25 protein-coding genes are annotated in these 26,201 nt (G+C 45.5%); 11 read left to right on the forward strand and 14 right to left on the reverse strand.

Features of this window, described 5'->3' with window-relative positions; genetic code table 11:
• Positions 1-4: 4 nt before the first annotated feature.
• Positions 5-616 (forward strand): NADH:ubiquinone reductase (Na(+)-transporting) subunit E, encoded by a 612-nt coding sequence (nqrE, locus tag AC2D6U_RS03315; RefSeq protein ID WP_484719518.1) that lies wholly within the window; start codon positions 5-7, stop codon positions 614-616.
• 182 nt (positions 617-798) lie between these two features.
• On the opposite strand, the gene AC2D6U_RS03320 is transcribed toward nqrE, so the two are convergent.
• A complete protein-coding gene (locus AC2D6U_RS03320) occupies positions 799-3,630 on the reverse strand; it encodes a M16 family metallopeptidase (protein ID WP_484719519.1) in 2,832 nt (943 codons plus the stop codon).
• A gap of 91 nt (positions 3,631-3,721) precedes the next feature.
• A complete protein-coding gene (locus tag AC2D6U_RS03325; protein ID WP_484719520.1) occupies positions 3,722-4,264 on the reverse strand; it encodes a pyridoxamine 5'-phosphate oxidase family protein in 543 nt (180 codons plus the stop codon).
• 62 nt (positions 4,265-4,326) lie between these two features.
• Between AC2D6U_RS03325 and AC2D6U_RS03330 the strand changes: the two genes are divergently transcribed.
• The 3 genes from AC2D6U_RS03330 to AC2D6U_RS03340 all read left to right on the forward strand — a co-directional run bounded on the left by AC2D6U_RS03330 (position 4,327) and on the right by AC2D6U_RS03340 (position 7,668).
• Positions 4,327-4,875 carry a DUF3667 domain-containing protein gene (locus AC2D6U_RS03330; RefSeq protein WP_484719521.1) on the forward strand — a complete coding sequence of 183 codons (549 nt, stop codon included), beginning with the start codon at positions 4,327-4,329 and terminating at the stop codon, positions 4,873-4,875.
• Positions 4,876-5,170: 295 nt separating this feature from the next.
• Positions 5,171-5,338: a hypothetical protein gene (locus AC2D6U_RS03335; RefSeq protein ID WP_484719522.1), complete on the forward strand. Its 168-nt coding sequence runs from the start codon at positions 5,171-5,173 to the stop codon at positions 5,336-5,338.
• A 122-nt stretch (positions 5,339-5,460) separates the two neighbouring features.
• Positions 5,461-7,668 carry a Tex family protein gene (locus AC2D6U_RS03340; RefSeq protein WP_484719523.1) on the forward strand — a complete coding sequence of 736 codons (2,208 nt, stop codon included), beginning with the start codon at positions 5,461-5,463 and terminating at the stop codon, positions 7,666-7,668.
• 9 nt (positions 7,669-7,677) lie between these two features.
• Here AC2D6U_RS03340 and AC2D6U_RS03345 read toward each other — a convergent pair whose 3' ends face one another.
• Positions 7,678-8,481, reverse strand: coding sequence for a sulfite exporter TauE/SafE family protein (locus AC2D6U_RS03345; RefSeq protein WP_484719524.1), 804 nt, complete (start codon positions 8,479-8,481; stop codon positions 7,678-7,680).
• A 90-nt stretch (positions 8,482-8,571) separates the two neighbouring features.
• Positions 8,572-8,763 carry a hypothetical protein gene (locus AC2D6U_RS03350; RefSeq protein WP_484719525.1) on the reverse strand — a complete coding sequence of 64 codons (192 nt, stop codon included), beginning with the start codon at positions 8,761-8,763 and terminating at the stop codon, positions 8,572-8,574.
• A 263-nt stretch (positions 8,764-9,026) separates the two neighbouring features.
• Here AC2D6U_RS03350 and AC2D6U_RS03355 point away from each other — a divergent pair, with 263 nt between their 5' ends.
• The gene (locus tag AC2D6U_RS03355; RefSeq protein ID WP_484719526.1) at positions 9,027-9,200 is read left to right on the forward strand and encodes a hypothetical protein; all 174 of its coding nucleotides are present in this window, start codon (positions 9,027-9,029) and stop codon (positions 9,198-9,200) included.
• Between the two features lie 80 nt (positions 9,201-9,280).
• Here the strand turns inward: AC2D6U_RS03355 and rluF are convergent, their stop codons facing one another.
• A complete protein-coding gene (gene rluF, locus AC2D6U_RS03360; protein WP_484719527.1) occupies positions 9,281-10,009 on the reverse strand; it encodes a 23S rRNA pseudouridine(2604) synthase RluF in 729 nt (242 codons plus the stop codon).
• 138 nt (positions 10,010-10,147) lie between these two features.
• Between rluF and AC2D6U_RS03365 the strand changes: the two genes are divergently transcribed.
• The 5 genes from AC2D6U_RS03365 (at position 10,148) to AC2D6U_RS03385 (ending at position 16,060) form a co-directional block, all read left to right on the forward strand.
• Positions 10,148-10,480, forward strand: a complete 333-nt coding sequence (locus AC2D6U_RS03365; protein ID WP_484719528.1) for an ArsR/SmtB family transcription factor — start codon at positions 10,148-10,150, stop codon at positions 10,478-10,480.
• 28 nt (positions 10,481-10,508) lie between these two features.
• On the forward strand, positions 10,509-11,399 hold the full coding sequence (locus AC2D6U_RS03370; protein ID WP_484719529.1) for an arsenite methyltransferase: 891 nt from the start codon (positions 10,509-10,511) through the stop codon (positions 11,397-11,399).
• Between the two features lie 12 nt (positions 11,400-11,411).
• Complete coding sequence (locus AC2D6U_RS03375; protein WP_484719530.1) at positions 11,412-12,038, forward strand: low molecular weight phosphatase family protein; 627 nt, start codon at positions 11,412-11,414, stop codon at positions 12,036-12,038.
• Between the two features lie 475 nt (positions 12,039-12,513).
• The gene (locus tag AC2D6U_RS03380; RefSeq protein ID WP_484719531.1) at positions 12,514-13,437 is read left to right on the forward strand and encodes a carbon-nitrogen hydrolase family protein; all 924 of its coding nucleotides are present in this window, start codon (positions 12,514-12,516) and stop codon (positions 13,435-13,437) included.
• 67 nt (positions 13,438-13,504) lie between these two features.
• Positions 13,505-16,060, forward strand: a complete 2,556-nt coding sequence (locus tag AC2D6U_RS03385; protein ID WP_484719532.1) for a M14 family zinc carboxypeptidase — start codon at positions 13,505-13,507, stop codon at positions 16,058-16,060.
• Positions 16,061-16,131: 71 nt separating this feature from the next.
• Here the strand turns inward: AC2D6U_RS03385 and AC2D6U_RS03390 are convergent, their stop codons facing one another.
• The 3 genes from AC2D6U_RS03390 to AC2D6U_RS03400 form a co-directional block, all read right to left on the reverse strand.
• On the reverse strand, positions 16,132-16,332 hold the full coding sequence (locus tag AC2D6U_RS03390; protein WP_484719533.1) for a hypothetical protein: 201 nt from the start codon (positions 16,330-16,332) through the stop codon (positions 16,132-16,134).
• A 143-nt stretch (positions 16,333-16,475) separates the two neighbouring features.
• A complete protein-coding gene (locus AC2D6U_RS03395; protein ID WP_484719534.1) occupies positions 16,476-17,372 on the reverse strand; it encodes a restriction endonuclease in 897 nt (298 codons plus the stop codon).
• A 242-nt stretch (positions 17,373-17,614) separates the two neighbouring features.
• Positions 17,615-17,950 (reverse strand): HAD family hydrolase, encoded by a 336-nt coding sequence (locus AC2D6U_RS03400; protein WP_484719535.1) that lies wholly within the window; start codon positions 17,948-17,950, stop codon positions 17,615-17,617.
• 243 nt (positions 17,951-18,193) lie between these two features.
• Between AC2D6U_RS03400 and AC2D6U_RS03405 the strand changes: the two genes are divergently transcribed.
• Positions 18,194-19,519 carry a glycoside hydrolase family 2 TIM barrel-domain containing protein gene (locus AC2D6U_RS03405; RefSeq protein ID WP_484719536.1) on the forward strand — a complete coding sequence of 442 codons (1,326 nt, stop codon included), beginning with the start codon at positions 18,194-18,196 and terminating at the stop codon, positions 19,517-19,519.
• 109 nt (positions 19,520-19,628) lie between these two features.
• Here the strand turns inward: AC2D6U_RS03405 and AC2D6U_RS03410 are convergent, their stop codons facing one another.
• The 6 genes from AC2D6U_RS03410 to AC2D6U_RS03435 all read right to left on the reverse strand — a co-directional run bounded on the left by AC2D6U_RS03410 (position 19,629) and on the right by AC2D6U_RS03435 (position 26,200).
• The gene (locus AC2D6U_RS03410) at positions 19,629-20,645 is read right to left on the reverse strand and encodes a cellulase family glycosylhydrolase (protein ID WP_484719537.1); all 1,017 of its coding nucleotides are present in this window, start codon (positions 20,643-20,645) and stop codon (positions 19,629-19,631) included.
• A 247-nt stretch (positions 20,646-20,892) separates the two neighbouring features.
• Positions 20,893-21,366, reverse strand: coding sequence for a transcription elongation factor GreB (gene greB / locus AC2D6U_RS03415; protein WP_484719538.1), 474 nt, complete (start codon positions 21,364-21,366; stop codon positions 20,893-20,895).
• 51 nt (positions 21,367-21,417) lie between these two features.
• The gene (locus tag AC2D6U_RS03420) at positions 21,418-23,166 is read right to left on the reverse strand and encodes an alpha/beta hydrolase-fold protein (RefSeq protein WP_484719539.1); all 1,749 of its coding nucleotides are present in this window, start codon (positions 23,164-23,166) and stop codon (positions 21,418-21,420) included.
• A gap of 192 nt (positions 23,167-23,358) precedes the next feature.
• Positions 23,359-25,056, reverse strand: a complete 1,698-nt coding sequence (gene ggt / locus AC2D6U_RS03425; protein WP_484719540.1) for a gamma-glutamyltransferase — start codon at positions 25,054-25,056, stop codon at positions 23,359-23,361.
• A 113-nt stretch (positions 25,057-25,169) separates the two neighbouring features.
• On the reverse strand, positions 25,170-25,670 hold the full coding sequence (locus tag AC2D6U_RS03430) for a hypothetical protein (RefSeq protein WP_484719541.1): 501 nt from the start codon (positions 25,668-25,670) through the stop codon (positions 25,170-25,172).
• Complete coding sequence (locus AC2D6U_RS03435; protein ID WP_484719542.1) at positions 25,652-26,200, reverse strand: DNA-3-methyladenine glycosylase I; 549 nt, start codon at positions 26,198-26,200, stop codon at positions 25,652-25,654. The genes AC2D6U_RS03430 and AC2D6U_RS03435 overlap by 19 nt, the downstream gene beginning before the upstream one ends.
• Between the last annotated feature and the right edge of the window lies 1 nt (position 26,201).

The following is a 26,201-nucleotide window of genomic DNA, read 5'->3' on the forward strand; positions in this document are numbered from 1 at the left end:
AATCATGGATTTATTAAACTTAGGTATCAAATCGATCTTTATTGAGAACATGGTTTTCGCCTATTTCTTAGGCATGTGTTCTTTCTTGGCCGTTTCGAAAAAAGTTTCTACTGCTTTCGGACTTGGTCTGGCTGTAGTATTTGTATTGGGTATTACGGTACCGATCAACTGGTTGTTGAACGAGTATGTATTGAAAGCAGGTGCTTTGACCTGGTTAGGGGCGAACTTTGCGAGTATTGACCTTACCTTCTTAAGGTTTATCATGTTCATCGCCATTATTGCTGCCATGGTGCAGTTAGTAGAAATGACTATTGAAAAGTTTTCTCCATCGCTTTATGGCTCTTTAGGTATTTTCTTGCCGTTGATCGCAGTGAACTGTGCGATCTTAGGTTCTTCACTATTCATGGCACAGAGAGATTATACATTGGCTGAGGCTTCTGTGTTTGGCTTCAGTTCGGGCATCGGTTTCTTCTTGGCCATCATTGCCTTGGCAGCCATTAGAGAAAAGTTGAGATATTCTCAGGTACCAGATCCTTTAAAGGGACTAGGGATCACAATGTTCATTACTGGATTAATGGGCATTGCATTCATGAGCTTTATGGGAATCTCCCTATAATTAGGTATTCTAAAAAAATAAAAAACCCTGATACGAAAGTGTCAGGGTTTTTTTATTGCTGATTCTTTGATTAAAGACCTTTGCCGTTTTGCCGGTTCATGGCCAATCCTACTGCTTGTGAATACAACCTAGGCAATAGCTAAAGCTGGATGCCGGATACCGAGGCCTTTATAGGCACTAGTTTATTGCTCTGGTTTGGTGTTCTCATTGATCAAGACAGGTTTTCCATATCCTAGCATTTCAAGACGCTTCAACTGCGTCTTGGCATCTCCAACCACCAAATAAAACATTTTGTCCGGGTCAACATACTGTTTCGCCAAACGCTGAATCTCTTCTTTGGTCATTTCTCTCACGATCTTCTCACGATCTTTGACATAGTCGTTTTTCCAACCGTAAGTGCTCATGTCCTGCAACATGTTCAATTTGGATCCTGCGGTTTCAAAAGCGCGTGCATTGCTCTTGATCAAGAAACTCTTGGTGGTTTCGAGGTCTTTGTCAGAATATCCGTCGGCATAATTGGCAAGGATATCCTTTACCAGTTGGGCGGATTCATAGGTGACATTGGTTCTGACGCCACTGCTAATGGTGAATGGTCCCGCTTCTGTGCCTCCACTGAAGCCAGAGCGAATGCCATAAGTATAGCCTTTGCCTTCACGCAACTGCTGAGTCAACTGCGAGGCAAAGCCACCGCCTCCTAAGATGTAGTTCATCACTGTGGCCGGGTAATAATCTTTATCATTGATCGCTAGTGCGGGGTACCCAATTCTCAAAACGGATTGTTTGGCATTCGGCACATCGTAAAAGTAAACCTGAGATCTCGAAGGTGGAGCAGGGGTTTCGTATTGAGGAATCGTAACCTCTTTCGCCTGCCATTTGCTTTCAAGCGAATTCAGGGAGCCAAGGACTTGATCGGTTGAGATGTCTCCCACAACATGCATTGTCGTAATGTTCGGTGCAATATTTGCCTCATAGTAAGCTTTCAAGTCGTTAAGGGTAATGAGATCGACGGACTCCTCAGAACCTAAAATGTTCTTGGATCGAATGTTCTCTTCTCCATAGATCAAAATGTTATAGGCATTGGTAGCAATGGCATTAGGACTGGCTTCTTGCTGTTTGATCGCACTCAAGGTGCTTTGTTTTCTCAAATCAAATTCAGCTTCGTCCCAGCGAGGCTCTAAAAGGATTTCTTCTACCAATCGCATGGTGGCGTCATAGTTTTTCTTAAGCGTATTTCCAGAAACCGTTATCGCCTCACGACCTGCAGATACGGAGATATTTGCACCGAGCTGTTGGATGGCTTCCTCTAATTGCGCGGGGGTTTTACTCTTTGTGCCTTGTGTCATCATGACGGCCATGAGGTTGGCGACACCCACTTTTTCTGGGTCATCAAGTAATAAACCACCTTTAATGACCAGATTGAATTGTACTAGTGGGACTTCATCATTTTCAATGCCGTAAATGGCCATGCCATTTTCAGTTTGAGCGGTCCATACTTCGGGAATGGCCACCTCGGGAGCCTCTCCGTAAGGAGGTTCTACCGAGCGATCGAAACTTGAGGGTGTTTTTTCATAACTGGCTTGAATGGACGCATCAAATGACTCTTCTGCGCCTTGGACGATTTTTTCTTCAACTACTTCAGCTTTGACCGATTCGGTGAGGACTTGAGATAGTCTTCCTTTGGGGACAAAACTCGTGGCGATGTAGTTTTTGTCTTTGATGTATTGGTTGTAAACGCGTAGAACATCTTCTGTCGTGACCTTTAAAATATTCTGAACGTCTTGCGTCACAAAGCCGGGGTCTTTTGCGAAGATGTTGTACTGCGCCAATTGAAAGCCTTTTCCAAGCACACTGCTCAGTCCGTTATAAAAGGCAGTTTCTTGCCCTGCTTTGATGCGGTCGAGGTCTTTTTGAGGAATACCTTCTGCTTCAAATTTTAAAAAGGCTTTGTTTATGGCAGAGGCCACATCGTCAAGGTTTTTATCTGCAAAAGCGCGCACGGTTAAACGGTACTCTCCTGCCAATTCGGAAGTAGAATTGAACATGCTTACGTTAGCGGCCAGTTGTTCGTCTTCCACAATGACCTTGTAGAACGGAGCGTTTTTCCCTCTGGACAAATACTGAGAGAGGACATCTAAGGCGTAAGCATCGGGATGGTACTGCTCAACAGTAGGCCACACCATGGTGAGTTGTGGGAGGCGGGCAAAATTGTCTTCGTGATACAGTTTTTTAGTTTGATTGACCACAGCAGGTCGTTTTGGCAAATCGTCAATCTCTTCTCCTCGAGGGATTTCATCGAAGTATTTATGCACCCATTCTTTCGCTTGTGCTAGATTGAAATCACCGGCGATCACGAGCGTTGTATTGTTCGGAACATACCAGCGCCTGAAAAATTCCTTTACATCCCCTAGGGTAGCCGCTTGTAGATCATCAAGCGAACCGATCACTTGCCAATTGTAGGGGTGGTCTTTTGGATAAAGGTTCTTGCCAATAACATAGGAGTTATGACCATAAGGATTGTTGTCTACACTTTGTCTTTTTTCGTTTTTAACCACTTGCTTTTCTTTGGCCAAGACAGGCTCTGTCACCGTGTTGATGAACCAACCTAACTTATCTGCTTCCGCCCAGATCATTTTTTCAAGCGCATCGTTGGGCACCGTTTGAAAATAGTTGGTGCGGTCGCGACTGGTTGAACCGTTTGCACCGGAACCACCAATGCGCGCACTCATTTTGTCCAGACCGCCTTTGCCCAGATTTTCTGATTCTAGAAAAAGCAAATGCTCAAAAAGGTGGGCGAAGCCCGTACGTCCTTCTTTTTCTCTTGCTGAACCCACATGCGCTGTAAGGGCTACGGCCACTACAGGATCCGAACGATCGATATGAAAGATCACCTCCAAGCCATTGTCTAGCGTGATCTTTTCGAAGTCAACTTTAAGTGCTGTATCCTGGTTGGTTGATGAGCTACAGGCGCTAAAAGCCAGGATGAAGAATAGGGGGATAAGACGAAGTGCTTTCATAAATTGCTATTAGAACACACATATTAGCCATTATTGCTCGCTATTCAAATACCCTATTTCCACCGCTGCAAGAATTCAATTTGAATGGTGATCAATCCAACAACCCGGTGGGGAACCCATCAATACTGGTAAGGTTCTTCTCTTTCCAATAGGAGGTCATTTGTTCATCGGTTTTCTTTGCTGACCAGTCAGTCAAAATAGTTCGATCTTTTTGGTAGTCCATCAAGGGCACGGCAAAGCCGCAGGAGGTTTGTACACGATCAATGGCGACAATGAAAATATTGCGTGCGCCATTATTGGGAGGGAATAATGGATAGAGATCAGCCCAATCTGCATCCTGTCGGTGAATCGTTTTGGCTTGCCCATAAATTCTCAGAATTAAGGGGTCACCAGCAAACGCACAAAACATCAAGCTGATTCTGTTGATCTCACGCAAATGTGCGGCAGTTTCATTCCCGCTGCCTGTGAGGTTAAGCCAGGCGATCTGCCTATTGTTCAACACACGAAAGGAGTCGGTTCCTTTTGGCGATACATTAACAGTTCCTTCCTTCGCTGCTGTGCCAGTAAAGAAAATCTTTTGCTTTTCAATAAAGCTTGTCAGTTCTTCCGTCAGCTGTTCGTATAGTTTCGCCATAATTATCGTTTGCTAAATTTAAGCTTGCTTGCGATGAATTCATTCTATTTATTGAATCAATAATGAAGTTGAACAATAATCGTCATTGTCTCAATTGTGGGGCTGACCTGGCCGGTCAGTTTTGTCATCACTGTGGTGAAAAAGTGTTGCATCCTAAGGACAAGGCATTTTCGTCCTGGATGAAGGAGACATTGCTGAACCTGGAACTTGACGGCAAAATGATCACCACGATCAAATCCTTGGTTAAAGCTCCAGGGGTAATGGCATTGGATTATGCAAGGGGTAAAAGGGTGCCTTATTTGAAGCCCTTGAGCTTGTTTTTGATTGCCAACTTACTCTATTTTCTACTGCCTAGTTTCAATACGTTCAAATCAGACTTGAACACCCAAATGAACTATCAAATATATAGTTCATATGTAGAAGAAGCTGTCAACAACTATCTGGCTGTTTCATCGATGTCAATGGATGACTATGCTGCTATCTATGACCAGAAGACGGTAGAAGTGAGTAAGCTGATCATCATTGCCTTAGCCCCCTTATTAGGGTTGATCATTTTTATGCTATACGCCAAAAAACTGTACTTAACGGATGCCTTTAATTTTGCCCTGTAGTTTTGGTCGGCGTTCATCTTTTTCTACATGTTGCCGTTTTCCTTATTCAGTTACTTTTTTGTCGATTTCATGATCGCTCAAAACTGGACCTTTATGCTCTCCGAGAGTTTTCTGAATATAACGACAATCCTTTTTGTTCTGTGCTATCTATGGTTTCTCTTGCTCGAACTCAAGGAACCCAAATTCCTGAAGTTAGGAAAGGTGTTATTGCTCCTAGCCGCAATGATCCCTATTTTGAATATATACAGAGCCATTCTATTCCTTCTGACGTTTGCTTTGGCTTAGTGGTGACGGCTTGCCTACAAACGATCCTCTTGGTCATGTTGAAGCCTTAGCAATCGATGAGATAAATGCTGAAGGAGCGGTCTACTTGACAACCACCTCATGGTCATCTGGTGTCTATTTGGTACAAGCCCGTTTTGAAAATGGAGTAAGTAGCGTCCTGAAGATCCTAGTTCAATAGCGAAATAGGTCGTGGGATAGTGGAGTTGATCACCGCTTCATAGTACTTCATCAAATATCGTCTTCTTATCTTTTTCCGCTTCCGGAAATGCGTTTACTTTCGGCTTTCGTTCAAAAGAAGTTATGGTCAATTACGCAGCACGAATTGCACAAGAATTTTCGATTCAACCCAAGCAGGTACAAGCAACAATTCAACTACTCGACGAGGGAGGTACCGTTCCTTTCATTTCGCGTTATCGGAAAGAATTAACGGGCAGTCTGGACGAAGTTCAGGTAGCCGGGATTCGTGATCGCTTGACGCAGCTCAGAGAACTGGACAAAAGGCGCGAAGCCATTCTGAAGTCGATCAACGAGCAGGAAAAGCTAACGGATGCTTTAGAACAGGAGATCTTGGCAGCCGAGACAATGTCAAAATTGGAAGATATTTACCTTCCCTACAAACCCAAGCGCAAAACCAAAGCAAGTATGGCGCGAGAAAAGGGGCTTGAGCCACTTGCAGAGCAGCTCTTGGCACAACAAGAGTTCAATGAGCAAGAGTTTGTGGATGAGAATAAAGGGGTAAAGGACGGCGAAGAGGCCTTAGAGGGCGCTCGACACATCATCGCTGAATGGATCAATGAAGACGCCTTGATACGTGATAGGTTACGCAAGTATTTCCAGCAGCGAGCGACGATCAAATCGCGGGTGATCACTTCAAAGAAGGAACAAGCGCAGAAGTATAAAGATTATTTTGACTGGGAGGAAGCAGTCAATCAAGTACCGTCTCATCGGTTGTTGGCCATGAGAAGAGGAGAAGCTGAACTCTTCTTAATGCTCGACCTATTGCCAGAGGAAGAAGGTGCGATTGAGCTCATTGAGAAAGAGTATCTCAAAGGGCGTAACAGAGCTTCGGAACAAGTCAAGCTGGCCATCCATGATGCCTACAAGCGCTTATTAAGTCCTTCCATGGAGACGGAATTGCGCATGAACACGAAGAAGAAGGCTGACGAAGAAGCAATCAGGGTATTTGCCGACAATCTGCAGAAGCTCTTGATGGCGGCTCCTATGGGAAGAAAGCGTGTCATGGCCATTGATCCAGGTTTCCGTACAGGATGTAAACTGGTTTGTCTCGATGAACAAGGGAAATTATTGCACTTCGAGGCGATTTATCCTAATGAACCGCAAAAGAAGGTAGTTGAGTCAGGCGAAACGATCAAGCACTTGGTGAAACGCTTCAACGTACAAGCGATCGCTGTTGGGAACGGAACCGCTGGTCGAGAGACGGAGCAATTCGTACGAAACTTGAACTTGGACAAGTCCATTCTTATCGTCATGGTCAACGAGAGTGGAGCATCCATTTATTCTGCTTCTGAGATCGCCCGTAATGAGTTTCCTGATCATGACATAACCGTAAGGGGCGCCGTGTCGATTGGCAGAAGGTTAATGGATCCCTTGGCGGAATTGGTGAAGCTCGATCCTAAATCGATCGGTGTAGGGCAATATCAGCACGATGTGGATCAAACAGCACTGAAGCACAGCTTAGATGATGTGGTGATGAGTTGCGTCAATGCAGTGGGGGTGGAGGTCAACACAGCGTCGGAGCAACTTTTGACCTATGTTGCTGGCCTTGGCCCGCAATTAGCAAGCAATATCGTCGCATATCGCAAGGAAAATGGTCCTTTTAAAGATCGCTCCTCGATTAAAAAAGTGGCCAGGTTAGGAGAAAAAGCCTTTGAACAAGCTGCCGGCTTTTTGCGGGTCAGTGAATCCAAAAACCCATTGGACAATAGTGCAGTGCACCCAGAGTCCTATGCCATCGTCAAGCAAATGGCGAAAGACCTGGGTTGTGATGTCTCAGACCTCATGAAAAGTGAAGCACTAAGAAGACAGCTGGATCCGAAACGCTACATAACAGAGGGGGTTGGCTTACCCACGTTACAGGATATTTTAGCAGAATTGGCCAAGCCGGGAAGAGATCCTCGAGAACAATTTGAAGCCTTTGAGTTTGCTGCAGGAGTCAATGAGCCCGCTGACCTAAGAGTGGGCATGAAATTGCCTGGTATTGTAACGAACGTCACCAATTTTGGCGCTTTTGTCGATGTGGGAGTGCACCAGGATGGCCTGGTTCATGTCAGTCAGCTGGCGAATAAGTTCGTGAGTAATCCGGCAGAAGTGGTGAGTGTCCAACAACAAGTGATGGTCACCGTGACGGAAGTTGACCTTGAACGAAAACGAATATCACTTTCCATGAAAGATCAGTCGGTTGCCCCCAAGGGACCCAAAAAGAAAACCCTTCGAGCGGACGATATGCAATCTAAATTGCAGCAGCTCAAAGGGAAATTTGGTCAGTAGATGGCGAAGTTACAGAATCACCTCTTTGGTGATGATGTATACCCCCATGATAAGCACAAACCAACCAAAAGCAGGCTTGAGTTTGCTTCCGGAGATGAAATTCGACAGGTAGCTACCGATGAAAATACCGACAACGGAAATGGCACTAAAGATGCCTAGAAATACCCAGTCAATTTCCATGTTGGAAACGTCTCCCAGAAAACCGATCATTGATTTGATGGCAATGATCAACAGTGAAGTGCCTATGGCCATTTTCATGGGCAGTTTAGACAGCACCACAAGAGCCGGAATGATCAAAAAGCCACCACCGGCACCCACAAGTCCGGTTAAGCCTCCGACAACAAGGCCTTCTACAATGATCAGAGGGTAATTAAAACGCTGTGCTTCGTCTGCAATTTCTTCTACCTCTTTTCTTCCTCTGATCATAGAGATCGAGGCGGCGATCATGAGCAGGGCGAACAACACCATAAGTGCAATGTCCTTTGTGAAGACAAAATCACCTAGCTGGAAGAGTTGTTCAGGTATTGCAGGAACGACAAATTTTCGAGTGAGGAAAACGGCTACCAAGGAGGGAAGTCCGAAAACCACCGCTGTCTTGTAACTCACCAATTTTTTGGTCGTGTATTTCCCTGCTCCGATCAATGAACTGAAACCCACAATAAAGAGGGAATAAGCTGTGGCCGCCACGGGATTCATACCGATAAGGTAGACGAGTACCGGTACGGTGAGGATGGAACCTCCACCTCCGATCAAGCCCAATGAAATGCCAATAAGTGATGCGCTGATGTATCCTAGAATTTCTAATATATCCATGTGTAAAAACGGTAAAAGTTGATGGCACAAAAGTATGCCGCACCGTTTTTCACTGCGGTAACATAAGTTACAGTTTGATGCCTACAGCGTTTAGCCTATATGCCCGTCACCATCAATGTCTTTTCCGGTATGTTTTTCGAGCACCTCAAGGGTGCTGACGAGCAGTTGTTGTGTCTTTCGCAGTTGATCTTCCAAATAGGCTACGCGTTGTTCTAAGGAGTCTGCCTTTTCCTGTTGATCGCTGATCTGGCTTTGTTGAACCAAGTCCCAAAATAGTCCCATGCTTTTTTTGTTAGAAGTTTAAATTAGGTAAATCCTTGAACTTCTCACTCGAATCTGTGGCTCATTTCTAGTGGGCCAACAGTTATTACAAACTCTTCTTTCGGCTAATTTTTTTCAATATGGCGATGTTCGAGTTTTACGAGCCGGGGGTAACCGAAAAGGCAAAAAAATGAATGAGCTGCATCCTTTGCATGGCTAGCAATGTGAGCTGAGTAGAGGATTGATTTAAATCATGTCTTTCCTAAAATCCTTAAATCAGTCAAATGGTCATATTTAAGTCACTGACCATATCTTGGATTTCCTCCCTCGTTGGTCTTCCTGACCAAGGAGCCATTGAATACTATGCTCTTGATGACCTTCTTGACCAACTAGTGTTCAATAACTTGCCGTCTATCAAGACTGAAGGCTTTTTTGCGATCATGCACTCTCGAGCGTAATTCTCCTTAGTGAAAAACGCCAACGGAAGCTGGCTAGAGGATTGATTTAAATCATGTCTTTCCTAAAATCCTTACATCAGTCAAATAGTCTTGCTTGAGTCACTGACCATTTCTTGGATCTGACCGATCTCTTTTTCAGTCAGGTCACGCCACTGACCGATAGGTAGGTCTAAGATCACATTCATGATGCGCACCCTTTTGAGCTTGATGACCCGGTAACCTAAGTATTCACACATGCGCCTGATCTGACGGTTCAATCCTTGCGTCAGCACAATACGGAACTTGTTCTTGCTCAGCTGCTCAACTTCACACTTTCTTGTGGTCGTACCAAGAATAGGTATGCCATTGGCCATGCGCTCCACGAAGCGATCATTGATGGGCTTATTCACGGTTACTATGTATTCTTTCTCGTGATGATTTCTTGCGCGTAAGATCTTGTTGACTATGTCACCATCGCTCGTTAAGAAGATCAATCCTTCGCTGGGCTTGTCGAGTCGGCCTATCGGAAAGATCCGTTTTGGATGATTGATGTACTCAATGATGTTATCCTTTTCTACTCGTGTATCAGTGGTGCAGACAATACCCACAGGTTTATTGAAGGCAATGTAGACATGTTCCTCTTTCGGATCTTCGATCAATTGACCGTCTACCTTCACTTCATCGCCGGGAAGAATTTTAGTACCCAATTCTGGTTTTATGCCATTGATGGTGATTCGTCCCTGTTCTAAGAGTTTATCCGCTGCTCGACGTGAGCAATAGCCCACTTCGCTCAAGTATTTATTGATTCGTGTACCCTGACTGTCCGTCATGCTGCAAATTAACCTTAATCTGGTGAAACCTGAACGAATGCGCTCAGGAAAAAGGCGAGAAGCCCTTCATACCCTAAATCAAGAATTCCCTTGTTTCATTTCGAGGTATATCGTAATATTGCGATATAATAATAACACATGGGAGTTACGCGAACAGATCTATTTTCAGAAGTCCAAAACGATTTAGCGGTGATCGCGAAAGCATTTGCGCATCCTGCACGGATTGCCATCGTTCAGCATGTATTGAAAGCGAATGCATGCATCAATGGTGATCTGGTGCAAGAACTTGGTTTGGCGCAAGCTACCATTAGTCAACACTTGCGAGAACTGAAAGACATCGGCATCATCCAAGGAACGATCGAAGGAACAAGAATGAGTTATTGCATCAACCCAACTCGATGGGAGGAAGTGAAAAAGGAGTTCAACCAGTTGTTTGATCAGTTTTCTCCTAACTCCGAGGGGTGTTGTTAAAAGAATTAAAGGATTTAAAATAATGGCGATGAATAACGAACAAGAATTAAAAGCTGTAGTCAGAGAAAAATATGCGAAGATCGCATCTCAAGATAGATTGGACAATGCGGCCTCCTGTTGTGGGGCTACACCTACTTCTAATAAGATCTACAACATCATGATGGATGATTATAGCGAAACAGAAGGCTATGTGGAAGATGCAGATTTAGGTTTGGGATGTGGCTTACCCACTCAGTTTGCTAACATTTCAAAAGGCGATACAGTGATTGATCTAGGTTCAGGAGCAGGAAATGATTGCTTTGTCGCAAGACATGAGACTGGTATCGAAGGAAAAGTGATCGGAATAGATTTCACCCCTGAGATGATTGAGAAGGCGCGATCAAATGCTGAAAAACTAGGTTATCATAATGTTGAGTTTCGACAAGGTGATATTGACGACATGCCGGTCAATGATGCGGTGGCAGATGTTGTGGTAAGTAACTGTGTGCTGAACTTAGTGCCCAATAAGGAAAAGGTGATCAATGAGATCTTTCGTGTATTGAAACCTGGGGGGCATTTTAGTATCTCTGATATCGTTTTACAAGGAGAACTTCCTGATGCCTTGAAACAAGATGCTGAGATGTATGCAGGTTGTGTGGCAGGCGCGATCCAAAGAACCGACTATTTAGGATTTATAGAGGCTGCAGGATTTGAGCAGGTCACCTTACAAAAGGAAAAACCAATCACCATTCCGGATGATATTCTAGAAAAGTATTTGTCTCACGAGCAAATCGCCGAATTCAATCAAGGTGCGACAGGTATTTATAGCATTACTGTTTATGCGGCTAAGCCCGGTGGAACAACAAAAAAGCCAAAACTTACACTCTCCGAACTTCAAAATGCGGAGAACAGTTGCTTACCCGGTTCTGGGTGTTGCTAATCATGTGAATGGATGAAGAATTTTGTTCAATTGCTTCCTGAGCTCCAAAACACCGTAGTGGAGATCAGGAAGCTTGATGTATCTGGTGAACGTAAAGAGGTGCTTCAATCTTTGATCGACTTTGTTCAAGACAAAGTTGAAAAAGGTGAGGAGGTTAATCTGAACTTTATTTGTACACACAATTCACGGAGGAGTCAATTTTCACAGATCTGGGCGCAGACAGCAGCTTTTATTTATGGAGTCCCTGTTCGCTGCTTCTCGGGTGGAGTGGAGGTGACTGCCTTCAACGAACGCGCCGTGCGTGCTGTTGAGAACAATGGTTTTCAAATTGAAGCAGGCGAAGGTGAGAATCCACTTTATCAGTTTCGTTATGCATCATCGGCTGATCTCATTCATGCGTTTTCCAAGGTCTTTGATGACAAGGCGAATAAGGCAGATGGCTTTGCCGCAGTCATGACCTGTGATCATGCAGATGCTAATTGTCCCTTTATTCCAGGTGCTGAAAAGCGTATCCCAGTCATGTATGATGATCCCAAGGCTTTTGACGGGACTCCACAAGAATCAGAAAAATACGATGAGCGTAGCCGACAGATCGCCTCAGAGATGCTTTATGTCTTTGCGAATATCCAGCTGAAGTAATTTTCACTACCTATCCAATTCCTTGTAAAATAAAATCGAACGTCATTCAGAGGCAGTATGCCTGCCCGTGAGGGCAGGTAACGACCGAAGAATCTCCAAATCGAAATGACGAGACCTGTCTGCCGACGGGCAGGTTCTTGAGTCGACTTTCAGTCTTCTTCGGAATGACGATCAATAATTAAGGTCTCTTTACTCGTTTAGGGGGTTAGGGGTGGTCTGCTACATTCTAGGAACAACCACCTCCAACTCCTCCTTTGAAAGGAGGAGAGTTGAGATTCAAATTCATTTTAGGCTGTGAGCTTATAAGAATGAATTGGGGCTGGATTTAAAGCTTGATATGTTCTTCAATCACCCAATTTGCATCGGGCTCATTTAGAATAACGGTAATTAACATGGACTGTTTCCCCTTTAGGGGGCTAGGGGGTAGAAAGAGAAATGAACTAAGAGCTAAAATGAGAATCTGTTATCTTGCACCATGCCCAACACCAAAATAGCCGTCATCCAAGCCGCACCGGTTTTATTCGATCTACAAGCCACCATCAAAAAGGTAGAAAGGCTTGTGGCAGACTGTCAAGACGCAGCGCTCATCCTCTTTCCTGAAGCCTTCGTCTCCGTCTATCCACGTGGCTTAAGCTTTGGTACTGTTGTCGGCAGCCGCACAGAGGAAGGCAGAGCCCTTTGGCAACGCTATTGGGATACCTCAGTTGCAGAAGGTGACAAAGCTTGTCAACAACTCGGGCAGATCGCCAAAAAAGCCAAGGCATTCCTCGCCATAGGGGTCAATGAAAAGGACCTGATCTCAGGCTCAATGTACTGCGCCTTGTTTTATTTCGGACCTGATGGTGCTTTCCTCGGCAAGCATCAGAAGATCAAACCAACCGCACAGGAGCGGGTGATCTGGGCCGAAGCTGGCGGAGAATCACTTTGTACTTTCGATACACCCATTGGAAAGCTTGGTGGGCTCATTTGTTGGGAGAATTACATGCCGGAAGCACGCATGGCCATGTACCAAAAAGGAGTGCAGCTGTATCTGGCCCCTACAGCCGATGCACGACACGAATGGCAGTCCAGTATGCAGCACATTGCACTAGAAGGTCGTTGCTACATCTTAGCCTGCAATCAGTTCGTGACCAAAGCCATGTACCCCAATGACCTGCCAGGCATCGAAGAGCTGGCCAACCAACCTGAGATAATGAGCCGTGGAGGTTCAGTCATCATCGATCCACTGGGAGAGGTGCTGGCCGGTCCACTCTGGGATCAAGAAGGAATCTTGACCGCTGACATCAGTTTAGACCGTATTACTCAAAGTAAATTGGACTTTGATCCAATTGGTCATTATGCTCGTCCAGATATTTTTAACTTTAGTGTCACGAATCAACCTGAAATAAAAAAGCTTTAAGCTGCAAGCCATAAGCTGCAAGGGAGCCCCTTAAAGCTTGAAGCCTGCAGCTTGTAACTCTATCCATATGAAATACAAAAGCCTATTCCTCGCTCTACTGACCTTTCTAAGTATTTCTGCTGCCGCACAGTCGGATTACTATTTTCCGAAAGAAGCACGCTTTGACAAGAAGATCCCAACGCCTGAGGAATACCTGGGCTATCCCATAGGCACCTTACATACCCGTCATGATGCCATCGTAGGATACTTCCGCGAACTTGCGCGCCTTTCCGATCGGGCTGTGTTGGATACCATTGGGGAAACTTACGAGCACAGACAATTGGTGGTGCTCAAAGTGACCGATCCGGAAAACCATGAGCAACTGGAAGACATCAGGCAAGCGCATTTGAAACTGGTTGATCCGTCAGTTGACAATGTGGATATGAATGCCCAAAAGTCCATCGTATTGTTGGGTTACAATGTGCATGGCAACGAACCGTCAAGTTCAGAAGCGGCACTGTTGACCGCCTATTATTACGTAGCCGGGCAACACGCAGAAGTGAGAAATACCTTGGAAGATGCCGTTTTACTCATCGACCCAGCCTTTAATCCGGACGGCAGGGACCGTCATACTACCTGGGCGAATAGCTACAAAGGCGATCCGATGGTGTCAGACCCAACCGATGCCGAACACAACGAAATGTGGCCACGAGGCCGAACCAACCATTACTGGTATGACCTGAACCGCGACTGGTTGCCACTGGCTCACGTAGAATCACAAGCCAGAATTGATTTTTACCACCAATGGTACCCGAATGTGGTGACCGATTTTCATGAGATGGGTACCAATTCCACCTATTTCTTCGAGCCCACCAAACCATTCGGATCGGAAAATCCTGTTGTGCCAAGGGATAACTATGATGGCCTCAACAACCTTTTTGCAGAGTACTTCCATGAATCTTTAGACGAGATCGGTTCCCTGTATTTCACCAAAGAGAACTATGATAACAGTTACCCTGGCTATGGGTCCACCTATCCGGACATCCATGGCGCACTGGGTTTGGTCTTCGAACAAGCCAGCTCGCGAGGACATTTGCAAGATTCCCGCATGGGAAAAGTAGCCTTTGCTTTCACCATCAAAAACCATCTGACTACTTCAATGGCCACTGTGCGTGCTGCCGTCGGTGAAAAAGAAACCTTGCTCAACCACATGAGCAATTACTTCAAAACGGCAGTGGATGAAGGTAAGCAGGCCGGAGGCGGCTGGGTCTTTGGTGACCAGGCGGATGATAGCCGTAACAGGACATTCTTGAACCTCTTGCTACGTCACCGCATCAAGACCTACGCCTTGGAGGATGATATTACCTTAGAGGGAAAAACCTACCAAGCAGGCAATGCCTTTTATGTGCCGAATGCACAAACGCAATACCGCATGGTGCGTACCATGTTCGAGACGGTAACCACCTTCTACGACAGCATCTTTTATGATGCCTCGTCTTGGACAGCCGCATTGACCTACAATATGCCTTACAGCCGATATACCGGTAAAAATGCACTGGAAGGACCTGAATTAAGCACAGAGAATCTGAATTCAGGCTATGTCGCTGTAGATAGAAGTAATTATGCTTACTTGATCGAGTGGGATGAATACTATGCACCCAAAGCCTTGAACTACCTTTTGGAGAAAGGCTTGTATGTGAATACCGCATTTAAACCCTTTGCCATTGAGACCACAGATGGCGTTATGGACTTTGGCTATGGCACCTTGATGATCCCGGTGGCGAGACAAGAGGTAGATGCCCAATTGGTGCATGCTTTTGTCGAGGAAGCCACAGAGTTGGCCGGTGTCCCTGCCTATGCGGTGAATACCGGTTACAGTACCCGCGGCATTGACCTGGGTTCCGGTAACTTCGAAACGATACGTCAGCCTAAAGCGCTAATGCTGATCGGAGGTAACACCAGCAGCTACGAAGCAGGAGAGGTCTGGCATTTGCTCGACTCTAAAGTAGGCATGCCGATCACCAAGGTATGGACTGACAATGTCGGTCGAGTGGACTGGAGCCAATACAATACCCTTGTTTTGGTGTCGGGGAATTACAGCAGCTTGGGCGAGAATACTATTGACCGCATCAAGCAGTGGGTGAGAGAAGGCGGTACCGTGATCACCATCCGCTCTGCGACCAGCTGGGCCATTCGCAGCAAATTTGTGAATGAAGCCTTTGCCGAAAGCCCGGATCATTCGCCTGAAGGCAGACAAGATTATGCAACCGCCAGAGACGTGCGTGGCTCTACCGCCATTGGCGGATCCATGTACCAGGCCGACATCGACATCACCCATCCGCTGGGCTTTGGCTATACCCGCAGAGACCTGCCAGTATACCGCAACCATAGCATCTTTATGGCACCGAGTAAGAATACGTTTAGCACGGTGGTGCAGTACACGGAGAATCCATTATTGGGTGGTTATGTGAACAAAGCCAATCTGGAAAAGCTAGGCGGCACGGCCTCTTTGATCGTAAGCGGTATTGGCCGAGGTAATTTGATCATGTTTGCCGATAACCCCAACTTCAGAGGCATGTGGTACGGCACCAATAAGCTGTTCTTAAATGCGCTATTCTTAGGGAATTTGGTCGGTAGGCCGTAGCGCGTACTGCGATGTACGATTGTAGATTTGGGATTTTCGAATCGCTATTTACCAAACACTAAAATAGAACGTCATTCAGAGGATTTTGGAGGCACGACAAAACCGAAGAATCTCAATTTATAAAAGAAGGAGACCTGTCTGCCGATAGGCAGATTCTTCTCCTGATAGCTATCGGGACGTCCTTCTTCCTCCTTCTGAATGACAGATTGATACGAAATCAGGTGAATGATTGAAATGTAAACCCCGACCTTGTTGGTCTTCTTGACCAACAAGCCAATGCACTTTAATACCCGTTGGTGAACAACCCGCCTTTGCCATACCTCCGGCAGATAAACCGGCAGGCAGGCACCAACGATTTGGCTATGGCACGTGTCCCGCAGGGCATGTGCTATAGCCGTTGTTGTGCATAGTTTTTTTAATCTTCTTCAAAAAAGTCGTTGTCTAGCTCTTTTACCTCATACACTGTTTTTACCTGGACGCCCACATTGTATTGCAACATTAGATCGACCAATTTTGCCCCATCAATCAGAATAATCGAATGGTGCGCTTCTCGTGCTTTTTTAATGGCTGAATCGTCAAAAGTGGAGGTTGTTATAAATACACCTTTGCTAGTGTCTCCACTCATAGCTCCAATGAAATTTCTAATATCCTTTTCTCTGACTTTATTTTCATTGTAGCGCTTCGCTTGAGTGTAAATTTTTTCAAGACCTAATTTGTCTTCGTTAATTATACCATCAATTCCACCGTCATTTGATTTAGTGGTTTCAACGAAATCTCCATAGCCCATTCTTTTGAGAAGAATCAGAATCACCTTTTCAAAATAGTAAGGATCAATTTCTTTTAATCTTTCAAGCAGATTTGTCTTTACTTCGGTTTCAATGGAGGAGAAACCAAAATCAATGAGGTCTTGAGGTGAAGCGTTTTCAACATTTACTGATTGAAGTTCTATTTCATTTTCTTTTTCGCTTTTAACCGATTCTCTATGGGTTACAAAGTCTTCATCATTTTGCAAGTCTTGGAGCGGTAAACGTCCAGTAACTAACTGTTTCTTTCCTTTCTCTGTGATTTGTACCATTCCCCTTTTGGGGTATGCAACAAACTTTGCCATTTTTAGATATGACTTTCCCCATAGAATTCTGTCAAGCAGTACGTTAGCTCCAGAGCTCGTTTTCTGATTGAGTAGTTCCTGAGGTAAATCCGAATAGTAAACATCACGAACTTTTGAGGCTAATTCACGACTTTTTAAAGAATCAACAGTATTCAGGATCTCCAATATTGGAATGAAAGTCTCGTGATATTTTGGTAGTTCCATTTTGTCTATTTCAAATTATGCACAACGTATGCTATCGCTTATAAAAGTGAGCGATATATCTCTTATAATTACTTAAAAAATGCGATTAAAGCCACTGCATGCGGTTTTTTATTTTGCGAATGTGCGCTTTGTTATCCGTTTGTAAGCGTTTACCAACGTTTAAAAACGGATAATTCTTAGGGCCTTTTAGGAGGGTTTCGTCTAAGATCTAACTTCAAGCCTCAAGCACCACGCACCACGCCTCAAGCATTGGTAATCCGATCAGCAACGGCTTGTGCGTCTTTATGGTATTGCTCTTCACCTTCCAAGGTCCATGTACCAGTGGTATCGATGTAATAACGCACCGTTTTTTCTACTACCTCGGTATAACCTCCATGAGACTTGAGTAGGGCCTGTACTTCGCGTAAATAGTCTTTTTGATTGAGCTCTCCCGCCTTGAACAGATCCCACTGGCGGTTAATGCGTTTCAAGTCCTCCTTGTATTTAGGGTCCTTGTTTTTGTAAGCCATTAAAAAGAGGGATAAGGCCTTCGCTTCTGGGCTGGGCTTTTCACTGGGTTTGTAAGTGCGTTTTTTCATGGAAGGATTTTTATCAACTCTTACGAAGATACGAGGAGCGATGGAAAACGCCGGTTTATTTTAGAAATCGTTTATTGCATTTATCATGGACCAGGAACTCAACCCCAATTCCTTAAGCATGGCCGTCTTTTCTAAATAGCTTGGGAAAGGTAAATGTGCAATTTTTGATGTAACCGATTAGGGAGATTCCCTTTCGGCTTTCCCACTTTTTTGGCATCTTCAAGCATTACAAATCAACCCGTTATGAAATACTTACTTCAGCAGCATATACGTACATTTTTCACTTTACTTCTCGTATTCTCGCTAGTGGCATGCGGAGGAACTGATACCTCAGAGTCCGGCAATGCCATTTCTAAAGCAGAGATCCGAATGACCGACGAAGGTTACCAGCTATTCGTCAACGACGAACCTTTCTTTATCCAAGGAGCTGGATTAGAATTTGGCAGTATCCCAAAATTGGCGGAACACGGCGCCAATTCCATGCGCACCTGGAGAACGGACAATGGGCAGCGCTCAGGGAAAGATGTGCTTGATGAAGCGCACGAATATGGATTGAAAGTCACCATGGGAATAGATGTAGGCCGCGAACGCCTGGGTTTTGACTATGACGATGAGGCAGCGGTTGCTGCACAATTGGAACGCATTAGGGGAGAGGTCATGGAACTCAAAGATCATCCAGCCTTGATCATTTGGGGAATTGGCAACGAATTGAACCATCATTCAGAAAATCCGAAAGTGTGGGATGCGGTGAATGAGATCTCCAAAATGATCCATGAGATCGACCCGAACCATTTGACCACCACTTCTTTGGCAGGTATGAACAAGGAATACGTCGACTTGGTAGTTGAACGAGCTCCAGACCTCGATATCTTAAGCGTCCAGATGTATGCCGAGATCGAGATCTTGCCTCAGCGTATCCAGGAATCAGGTTATGATGGTCCCTTGATGGTCACAGAATGGGGGGCAACAGGCTACTGGGAGGTAGGAAATACGGAATGGGGCGCGCCGCTTGAAAACAACAGTTCGGTCAAAGCCGACTTTTACAGAAGCCGCTATCGCAAGTCGATCGAATCGCAAAAAGGACAAGTGATCGGTTCGTATGTTTTCCTATGGGGACAGAAGCAAGAGCGTACACCTACTTGGTTCGGTATGTTCATGCCCGATGGAAACGAAACAGAGTCTGTTGATGCCATGCATTACATTTGGAATAATGCCTGGCCAGAAAATCGAACGCCGCGACTGAATGATTTCATGCTGGAAGGCAAAAAGGCCACCGATAACATCAAACTCAAAGCGGGACAATCCTACAGCGCCATGGTGGATGTGACGGACCCTGAAGGAGACGCGCTTACCTACCGATGGGAGATCATGCGCGAAAGTACCACCAACGCCACAGGTGGTGATGCAGAAGAGGTGCCGGAAGCGATTCAAGGATTGATCACCACAGCGCCAGGTGCGGAAGTATCATTCAAAGCGCCAGGACCTGGGGCCTATCGCTTGTTCATCTCAGTGGACGATACACAAGAGCATACCGCGCATGCAAATATTCCATTTTGGGTGGAAAAGTAAGGCACTCTTCTTATTGAAAAAGCATAGAGGAAGGCATCGCGGAAAGGGATGCCTTTCTTTTTTTGACTTCTTGAGCGATTGTTATTGCATAGCGAAAAGCCACATAGGCCTATTGGCTACCCAAGAACGTACGAAAAGCGCTTCCCCATTGGTTATTGTTCAAGTCATTTGGCTGGCCTTCTTCATTGAGCAAAGCATTCTGATCGGCTGCTTCTTTCTTCCATAAACAAGCCATGGTGCTAACGCCTTCTTGTAGCGCTGCATCGAGAAAAGCTTGGGGTTCCATGAGTTCTGCAACATTCCTTACCCCGATTTCACCGATAAGAAAGGGGATTCCTTGATTCTGCAACCGCTCAAACCGTTGAGCAATCTGGTCATAATCAGCGTTATTCAACCATTTTTCATAGGCATGCAGGTCGAAAAGAAGGTTGTCGAAACGACTCAATAATTCTTTTCCATGGGTGAGCACAGCATCTTCCGACTGACCCTGTTCATTACCCGGAACAACTAGGATGTTGTTAAATCCCTTGATCGTTCTGAGGTTTTCGATCATTTCGATCATGTCCTCTCGCCAACGGGCGTGTGAATAATTATTGGCGTTGTTCCAATGATAGGGTTCATTCCATAGTTCGAGCCAGACGTCATCTTGCCCGGCAAAATAGCTAGCGATCTGAGTCATTTTGATCAAATAGTCGTTGTAGAAGACTTGATCTGTGGGATTGAGACCAGTGAAGAGGACTTGTTCTCCCTGGTTGTCTACCCATCCGAAAGGGCAGAGGATGGTCACCATTCCCGCCGCTCGGTTTCGTGCTACGATCTCTTTAAGTGGATGTAACCAGCTACCATCAGCACCTTGCAATGGGGATCCTTCGATGGGCTGCTCTCTTAGGTTTCCAATGAATTCACGCACAATGGTCACTTGCCAGCTTTGCATCAGACCCAACTCCTCTAAACCAAAAGTATGCAAGGCATTGACGCCATTCAGTGTGATGGGCTCGCCATTAAAAAGGATTGATCCTTTTTCAATTGCATAACCTTGTTGAACAACTCGCTCACTGTCATCAGACTGACAGGCGGAAAGAAGAACAAAAGGGATGACAAGTAAGCGGAGGAGTGTTTTTTTCATCGGATACAGCTACAATACAATTGTGATCCTGTTCTCCCTAATCAAAAACAGGTTAATCTCGGCGCTCTGATTATTTCAAAATGATCTTTCCGCCCTCCTTGGTCTTCTTCACCAACGAATAGTAGGAGTAAAATCGAGATCTTGTTGGTCAAGAAGATCAACAAGGGCAGGATTATGATTTGGTCACAACGTCTCGTGCGATCTGGTCTTAGCGAGACGCTAAGACGAGTTGAGAGCTAAGCAATAACTACTTTTCGTATTCGATCTTTTGAATCTTCCAGGTAAAGGTAGCGGCGGGCGTCGTCACCTCTGCCGCTTCACCAACGGTTTTATTGAGCAATGCCTGTGCAATAGGAGAGTCGATAGAGATGTAGTCCTTATTGCCAATGAGTTCTTCATAGCCCACAATGCGAAGTCTTTTTTTCAAGCCTCTGTTGTTTTCAATTTCTATCCAGGCCCCAAACATGACTTTGCCTTCTTGATGGGGGTGGTATTGAACCATTTTAAAGTTGTCGATGCACCTGCGCAGATAGAGCAGCCGGCTGTCGATCTCTCGTAGACGTTTTTTGTTGTAGTGGTAATCGGCATTCTCTGAGCGATCTCCGAGACTAGCCGCCCACGAAACTTTTCTCGTGACCTCGGGACGTTCAACACGCCATAAATGATCAAGCTCTTCCTTTAGCTTTTCCATTCCCTCTGGGGTGATCATTGGAGTTCTCATAGCTTTTGACCAATTGATACTAGTGATGCATTCGGCATTGGGAGAATGTAATCAATACCTCCAACTCTTTAGGTCTGCGCCTTTAGGAGCAACTTTGGCTACTTTTTCCACATATTTTTGGATGAACATCTGGTGATAGCGCAACCTGCTGATGTGGTTGCCATTGTCAGGATCGCCATTCCAGCAATGCTCAGCGCGGTCTCCATAGGCTACCTCACCATTGTAATAGGGGTCAGAGGTTTCTTCCAGCATCTCTTCTGCCAAATAGACCGCATTATTGAGGTAGTAATTATCCATATCGCCACAATACAGATGAATCTTGTTCTTCCAATCCTTACCATGTTTGTCCCAATCTCTTTTTAGTATATAGGATAGGTCATAATTCTCTTTCCAATAGGCGGCTACTTCTTTGTCTATCTCACCAGTGAGTGGGTCCCAGATTCTTTTAGGGTAGCCTTCGTCGTCCAAGGGGGAGTAGGTGGCTTCCCAAATATCCCATTGCTGCCCTGATCGACCTTTCGAGCCTAACACCAACTCTCGATAGTTCATGTCTCGTAAAGTCGCATCCACATTACCCAAATAATCCCTGTGTCCAGCTACGAGTGTTTTCCTGAAGGTGCCTTCATGGTAATAAGCATTCTCATCTTCGTAAATGTTGACCAATGTATAAGCCCTGAAATCAATTGGGTCAGGACATGCGGCGAAGCACATGCCGTACTCCTTTGGGTATTTGACTTGTACGGCCAATGATTCCCATCCACCCGTACTTCCACCGTAGACAAAACGCGACCAGCCTTCACCAATCCCTCTAAATTGTTCCTCGATGTAAGGGATCAGCTCGTAGGTAATGGCATCGCCGTATGGACCTTGCGCTGCACTATTGACTGCGTAGGAGTCGTCGTAATAGGGTGTAGGGTGCTGTATTTTGATCGCAATGACTCTCGGGAAATCAGGTCCAGTCCAGGTTTTGTAGAAGTCGTATGCCTCCTGTTCGACAATGATGTTGTAGCCGTCGACTCCAAATCGCTCGCTGTAAACAGGTTCCAAATCCGGGTCCGGTGGGCTGGTGCTAAAACCACCAAAATCGCTTGGGAAGTGCCCGTGCATAATGGCCAAGGGATACTTGACATTTGGATGGGTGTCCCAGCCTTCAGGCAATAGCACATGCGCTCCTAAGTACATGTCTCGTCCCCAAAATTCACTAAGTAACTCACTTCTTATCTTGATATGTTTGATGTATTTGGTGTCCTCTGGTTCAGCAATTGGAGGAATTTTCTGATCCAATGTGACGCGTAAATTAGGGAGCTGCCCTTGCTTGATCGTGATCTTTTGAGGGGTAGAATAGAGGTTGCCGGGTGCTCGATTCCATTGCTGCCCTTCGCCTCTGTCCATGGGAAGTTTGACTACATGGCCATCTGCGCGATTGAAGGTTTCGTATTTATGAAAAACGACCTGGAGCGTGTATTCGCCTGATGGCAGGTCTTCAAAACGCTGAACTGGATATCCGAATGATTCCTTATCAAATTGTACAGCTTCGTTGGGTTGCCAATTCTCAATATCCATACCGAAACCTTGACCAGTTTTGGCATCATCTTTTAGCATAAACCGAGGTTCCGTACCTTCCTGGTCTGAGATCAATACGATCAATCTGCCATCCAGCGCTTCTTCATAATGTTCTGATGGGAAGAGCACTTGGAGCGGTGCTGAATTCTGAGCGTTCGTACAAGCGAAAATGGTGCTTAGAAGAACAAGTAAGAGTAAAAATGCTTGATGACTTAGGGTATGTGATCTGTTGGACATAGCGATGAGTTAAAAAATGCGTGCATACAATATAAAACAATCCCTGTAAAAAGAATAGACAAGCCACTATCTGCTAAACAAATCACATGAATGAGGCACAGAGCCAACTCACAACTTACACCTCACAACTCGCGCCTCGCACCTCGCACCTCACACCTCGTAACTCATAACTCACACCTCGCAACTCATAACTTAGTATCCAGCCGCCTGTCCGTCTTTGCGTGACTCCGAAGCTCCAGTAAATACTTTCCGCATGAGGTCGACCATAATGGCCTGATAGCCACCATAGATGCCTACTCCTGTGCCAATACGATGTCCCATCTTTCTCAGTTCGCGCACCGTTTTGTAGTCGAAGCCACTTTCGAGATTAAGCGTACCGCCATTGGTCATGCGCGATCCTGTAGGTTGTGAACTGCCCATATGGCGCATGCGTGGGGCATCACCAGCTTCTTGTAAGTTCATGCCGAAATCAATCAGGTTGACGACGATCTGCGCATGTCCCTGAGGTTGCACAGCACCACCCATTAAACCAAAGCTCACCCATGGTTGACCATCTTTGGTAATGAAGGCAGGGATGATGGTGTGGAATGGTCTTTTCCCCGGCGCGTAGGCGTTGGCATGATTGGCGTCTTGCACATTGAACATCTGACCACGGTTTTGCAAAACAAATCCCAGACCGTCTGGTACCATTCCAGAGGCAAATTCATAATAGATACTTTGGATCAAAGAGACCATATTGCCGTCCTTATCCGCCACAGTCAAATAGGTGGTATTGCCCGTTTCAATTTCCAAATCACCGGCAGGGTAGGTGCTGGCTGCTTGATTGGGATCGATCAATGCTCTGCGCTCAGCAGCGTACTCTTTTGAGATCAACTCGTCCACAGGGAGTTTGCTGAATGCGGGGTCAGCGTAGAATTTGGCACGGTCTTCATACGCCAATTTCTTTGCTTCTGTCAATACATGTAAGTATTCAGGACTTCCAAAGCCCATGCTTCTGATGTCATAGCCTTCAAGGATGTTCAGCATCTGCAAGGCTGCGGTACCTTGGCCGTTAGGGGGGAGTTCCCAAACATCATACCCTCTGTAATTCGTGCTGATCGGTTCTACCCATTCGCCTTCATGGGCTGCGAGATCTTCATAAGAAAGAAAGCCCCCATTCCTTTTCATATAGGCATCTATGGTACGGGCGATATCTCCTTTATAGAAAGCATGTCGACCTTCTTTGGCAATCAACTCATAAGTAGTGGCAAGGTCTTGGTTCACAAATACTTCTCCTTTTTGCGGAGGTCGTCCATTGGGCAGGTAGGTTTCGGCAAAGCCGGGAAAGTCTACTTTGTTTTCATAATTGGTGGCCATCTCGTAGGCGATCACCTCCGATACCGGGAAGCCTTCTTTTCCATATTTTATGGCAGGAGCGAGAATGTCCGTCATGGGAAGTTTACCGAATTTCTCATGCATCATGAACCAGCCATCTACGGTTCCGGGAACAGAAACGGGAAGGGGACCAAACAATGGTATACCATTCATTCCTTTTTCTTTGAAGTAGTCGAGGGTGAGGGACATGGGTGATCTCCCACTACCATTGAATCCATAAAGTTTTTCTGTTTTGGCATCCCACACAATCGCGAAGATGTCGCCGCCAATGCCACAGCTCGCAGGCTCTACCAGGCCCAATACGGCATTTGCAGCGATGGCGGCATCCATTGCTGTTCCACCTTGCTGTAAGATCCTGAGGGCCGCTTGTGTCGCTAAGGGTTGACTTGTTGCGGCCATGCCGTTCTTGCCCAGCACCTCAGAACGGGTGGTGAAGGACTCACCTGTCAAGCGATCTTGCGCGTAATGAGTGAAAGTGATCGATAAAAAACACAATAGAGTGAGGAGCTTCTTCATGACGATTTTCTTTATGACCTGAAACTACACAGGAGGGAAGCTTGTTCGAATGGGTTTTCTATTAGCGGGAATGCGAAGTGATGGAAAGTGGAACGTTTTTACAATGGCCTTCTTTAGTCATTTTTTACTTTTGCTTTACCCTCCAATAATACCAATTGGATCCTTCCATTCCCGTAGGTTCCGACAATGTACTTGTATTCGTTCTCATTGACATATTCCCATTTGTCACAGATTGTCTGTCCTTCATAGGTGTAAATGTATAGCAGGTCTTTGCCTTCAATCGTTATTTCTCCCTCGGTAAAACCGCCAAATACATCGTATTCGTAGAATTTTAGTTTTTGAGCTTCAGCATCATAGCGTCGTATGCCATGGTTGCGGTCTCCCCATTGGGTTTGCCCTTCATTGATATAGCCTTTCGACTCAGCAATGATCAGGTTACCTTCTAAAGCCTTTCGGAATGTGGTTTCCTGTTTAAAATCCATTGCATTTCCCCATTTCCCTTCTATTTGCCACGTTTTATTGAGGAATGGATCAAATGCTTTGAGTTGGTCTTCTTGTGTCAGTGTAGCAACGTGCAAGAAAAGCAGAATGAAGCTTACAGCGAATCGAGCCATTTCGGTTGTTGTTTAATGATGAGAGATTGAATAGGGCAGTCGTCGTCATGAGCGCCTTTGAGATAGCTCGTCGCCATTAAGAATTCCTTGGTGGTTTCCTTCCCCATGAATTTGAAGTTCTTTTTGAAGAGTTTGACCCAATCGACGATGGGTAAGGGATGATAAGCATCGAGCCATGCCATAAAACTACCATGAGAAGTTTGCAGCTCCTGAATCCTTTGCGCATTCGCGATAGCAGCAAGCACCTTTGCTCTCATTCGAATGATGCCTGGATTGAGCAGCATTTCATCGACCATGGAGTCGTCAAATTGAGCCACTGTTGCAACGTCAAAATCTGCGTAAGCTTCGCGTATGGTGTCTTTTTTCTTTAAGACAATGTCCCAGGATAAACCGGCTTGATTCATTTCCATGAGCATCTTGCCGAACAATTCATTATCGTCTTTAGGGGGGAATCCATAGCTTTCATCGTGGTAAGTGCGATGCAGCAAAGGAAGGGAATTCGTTCTAACCGCTGTGCAATAGGAGCTCATG

This window comes from Roseivirga sp. YIW32, assembly GCF_057219245.1.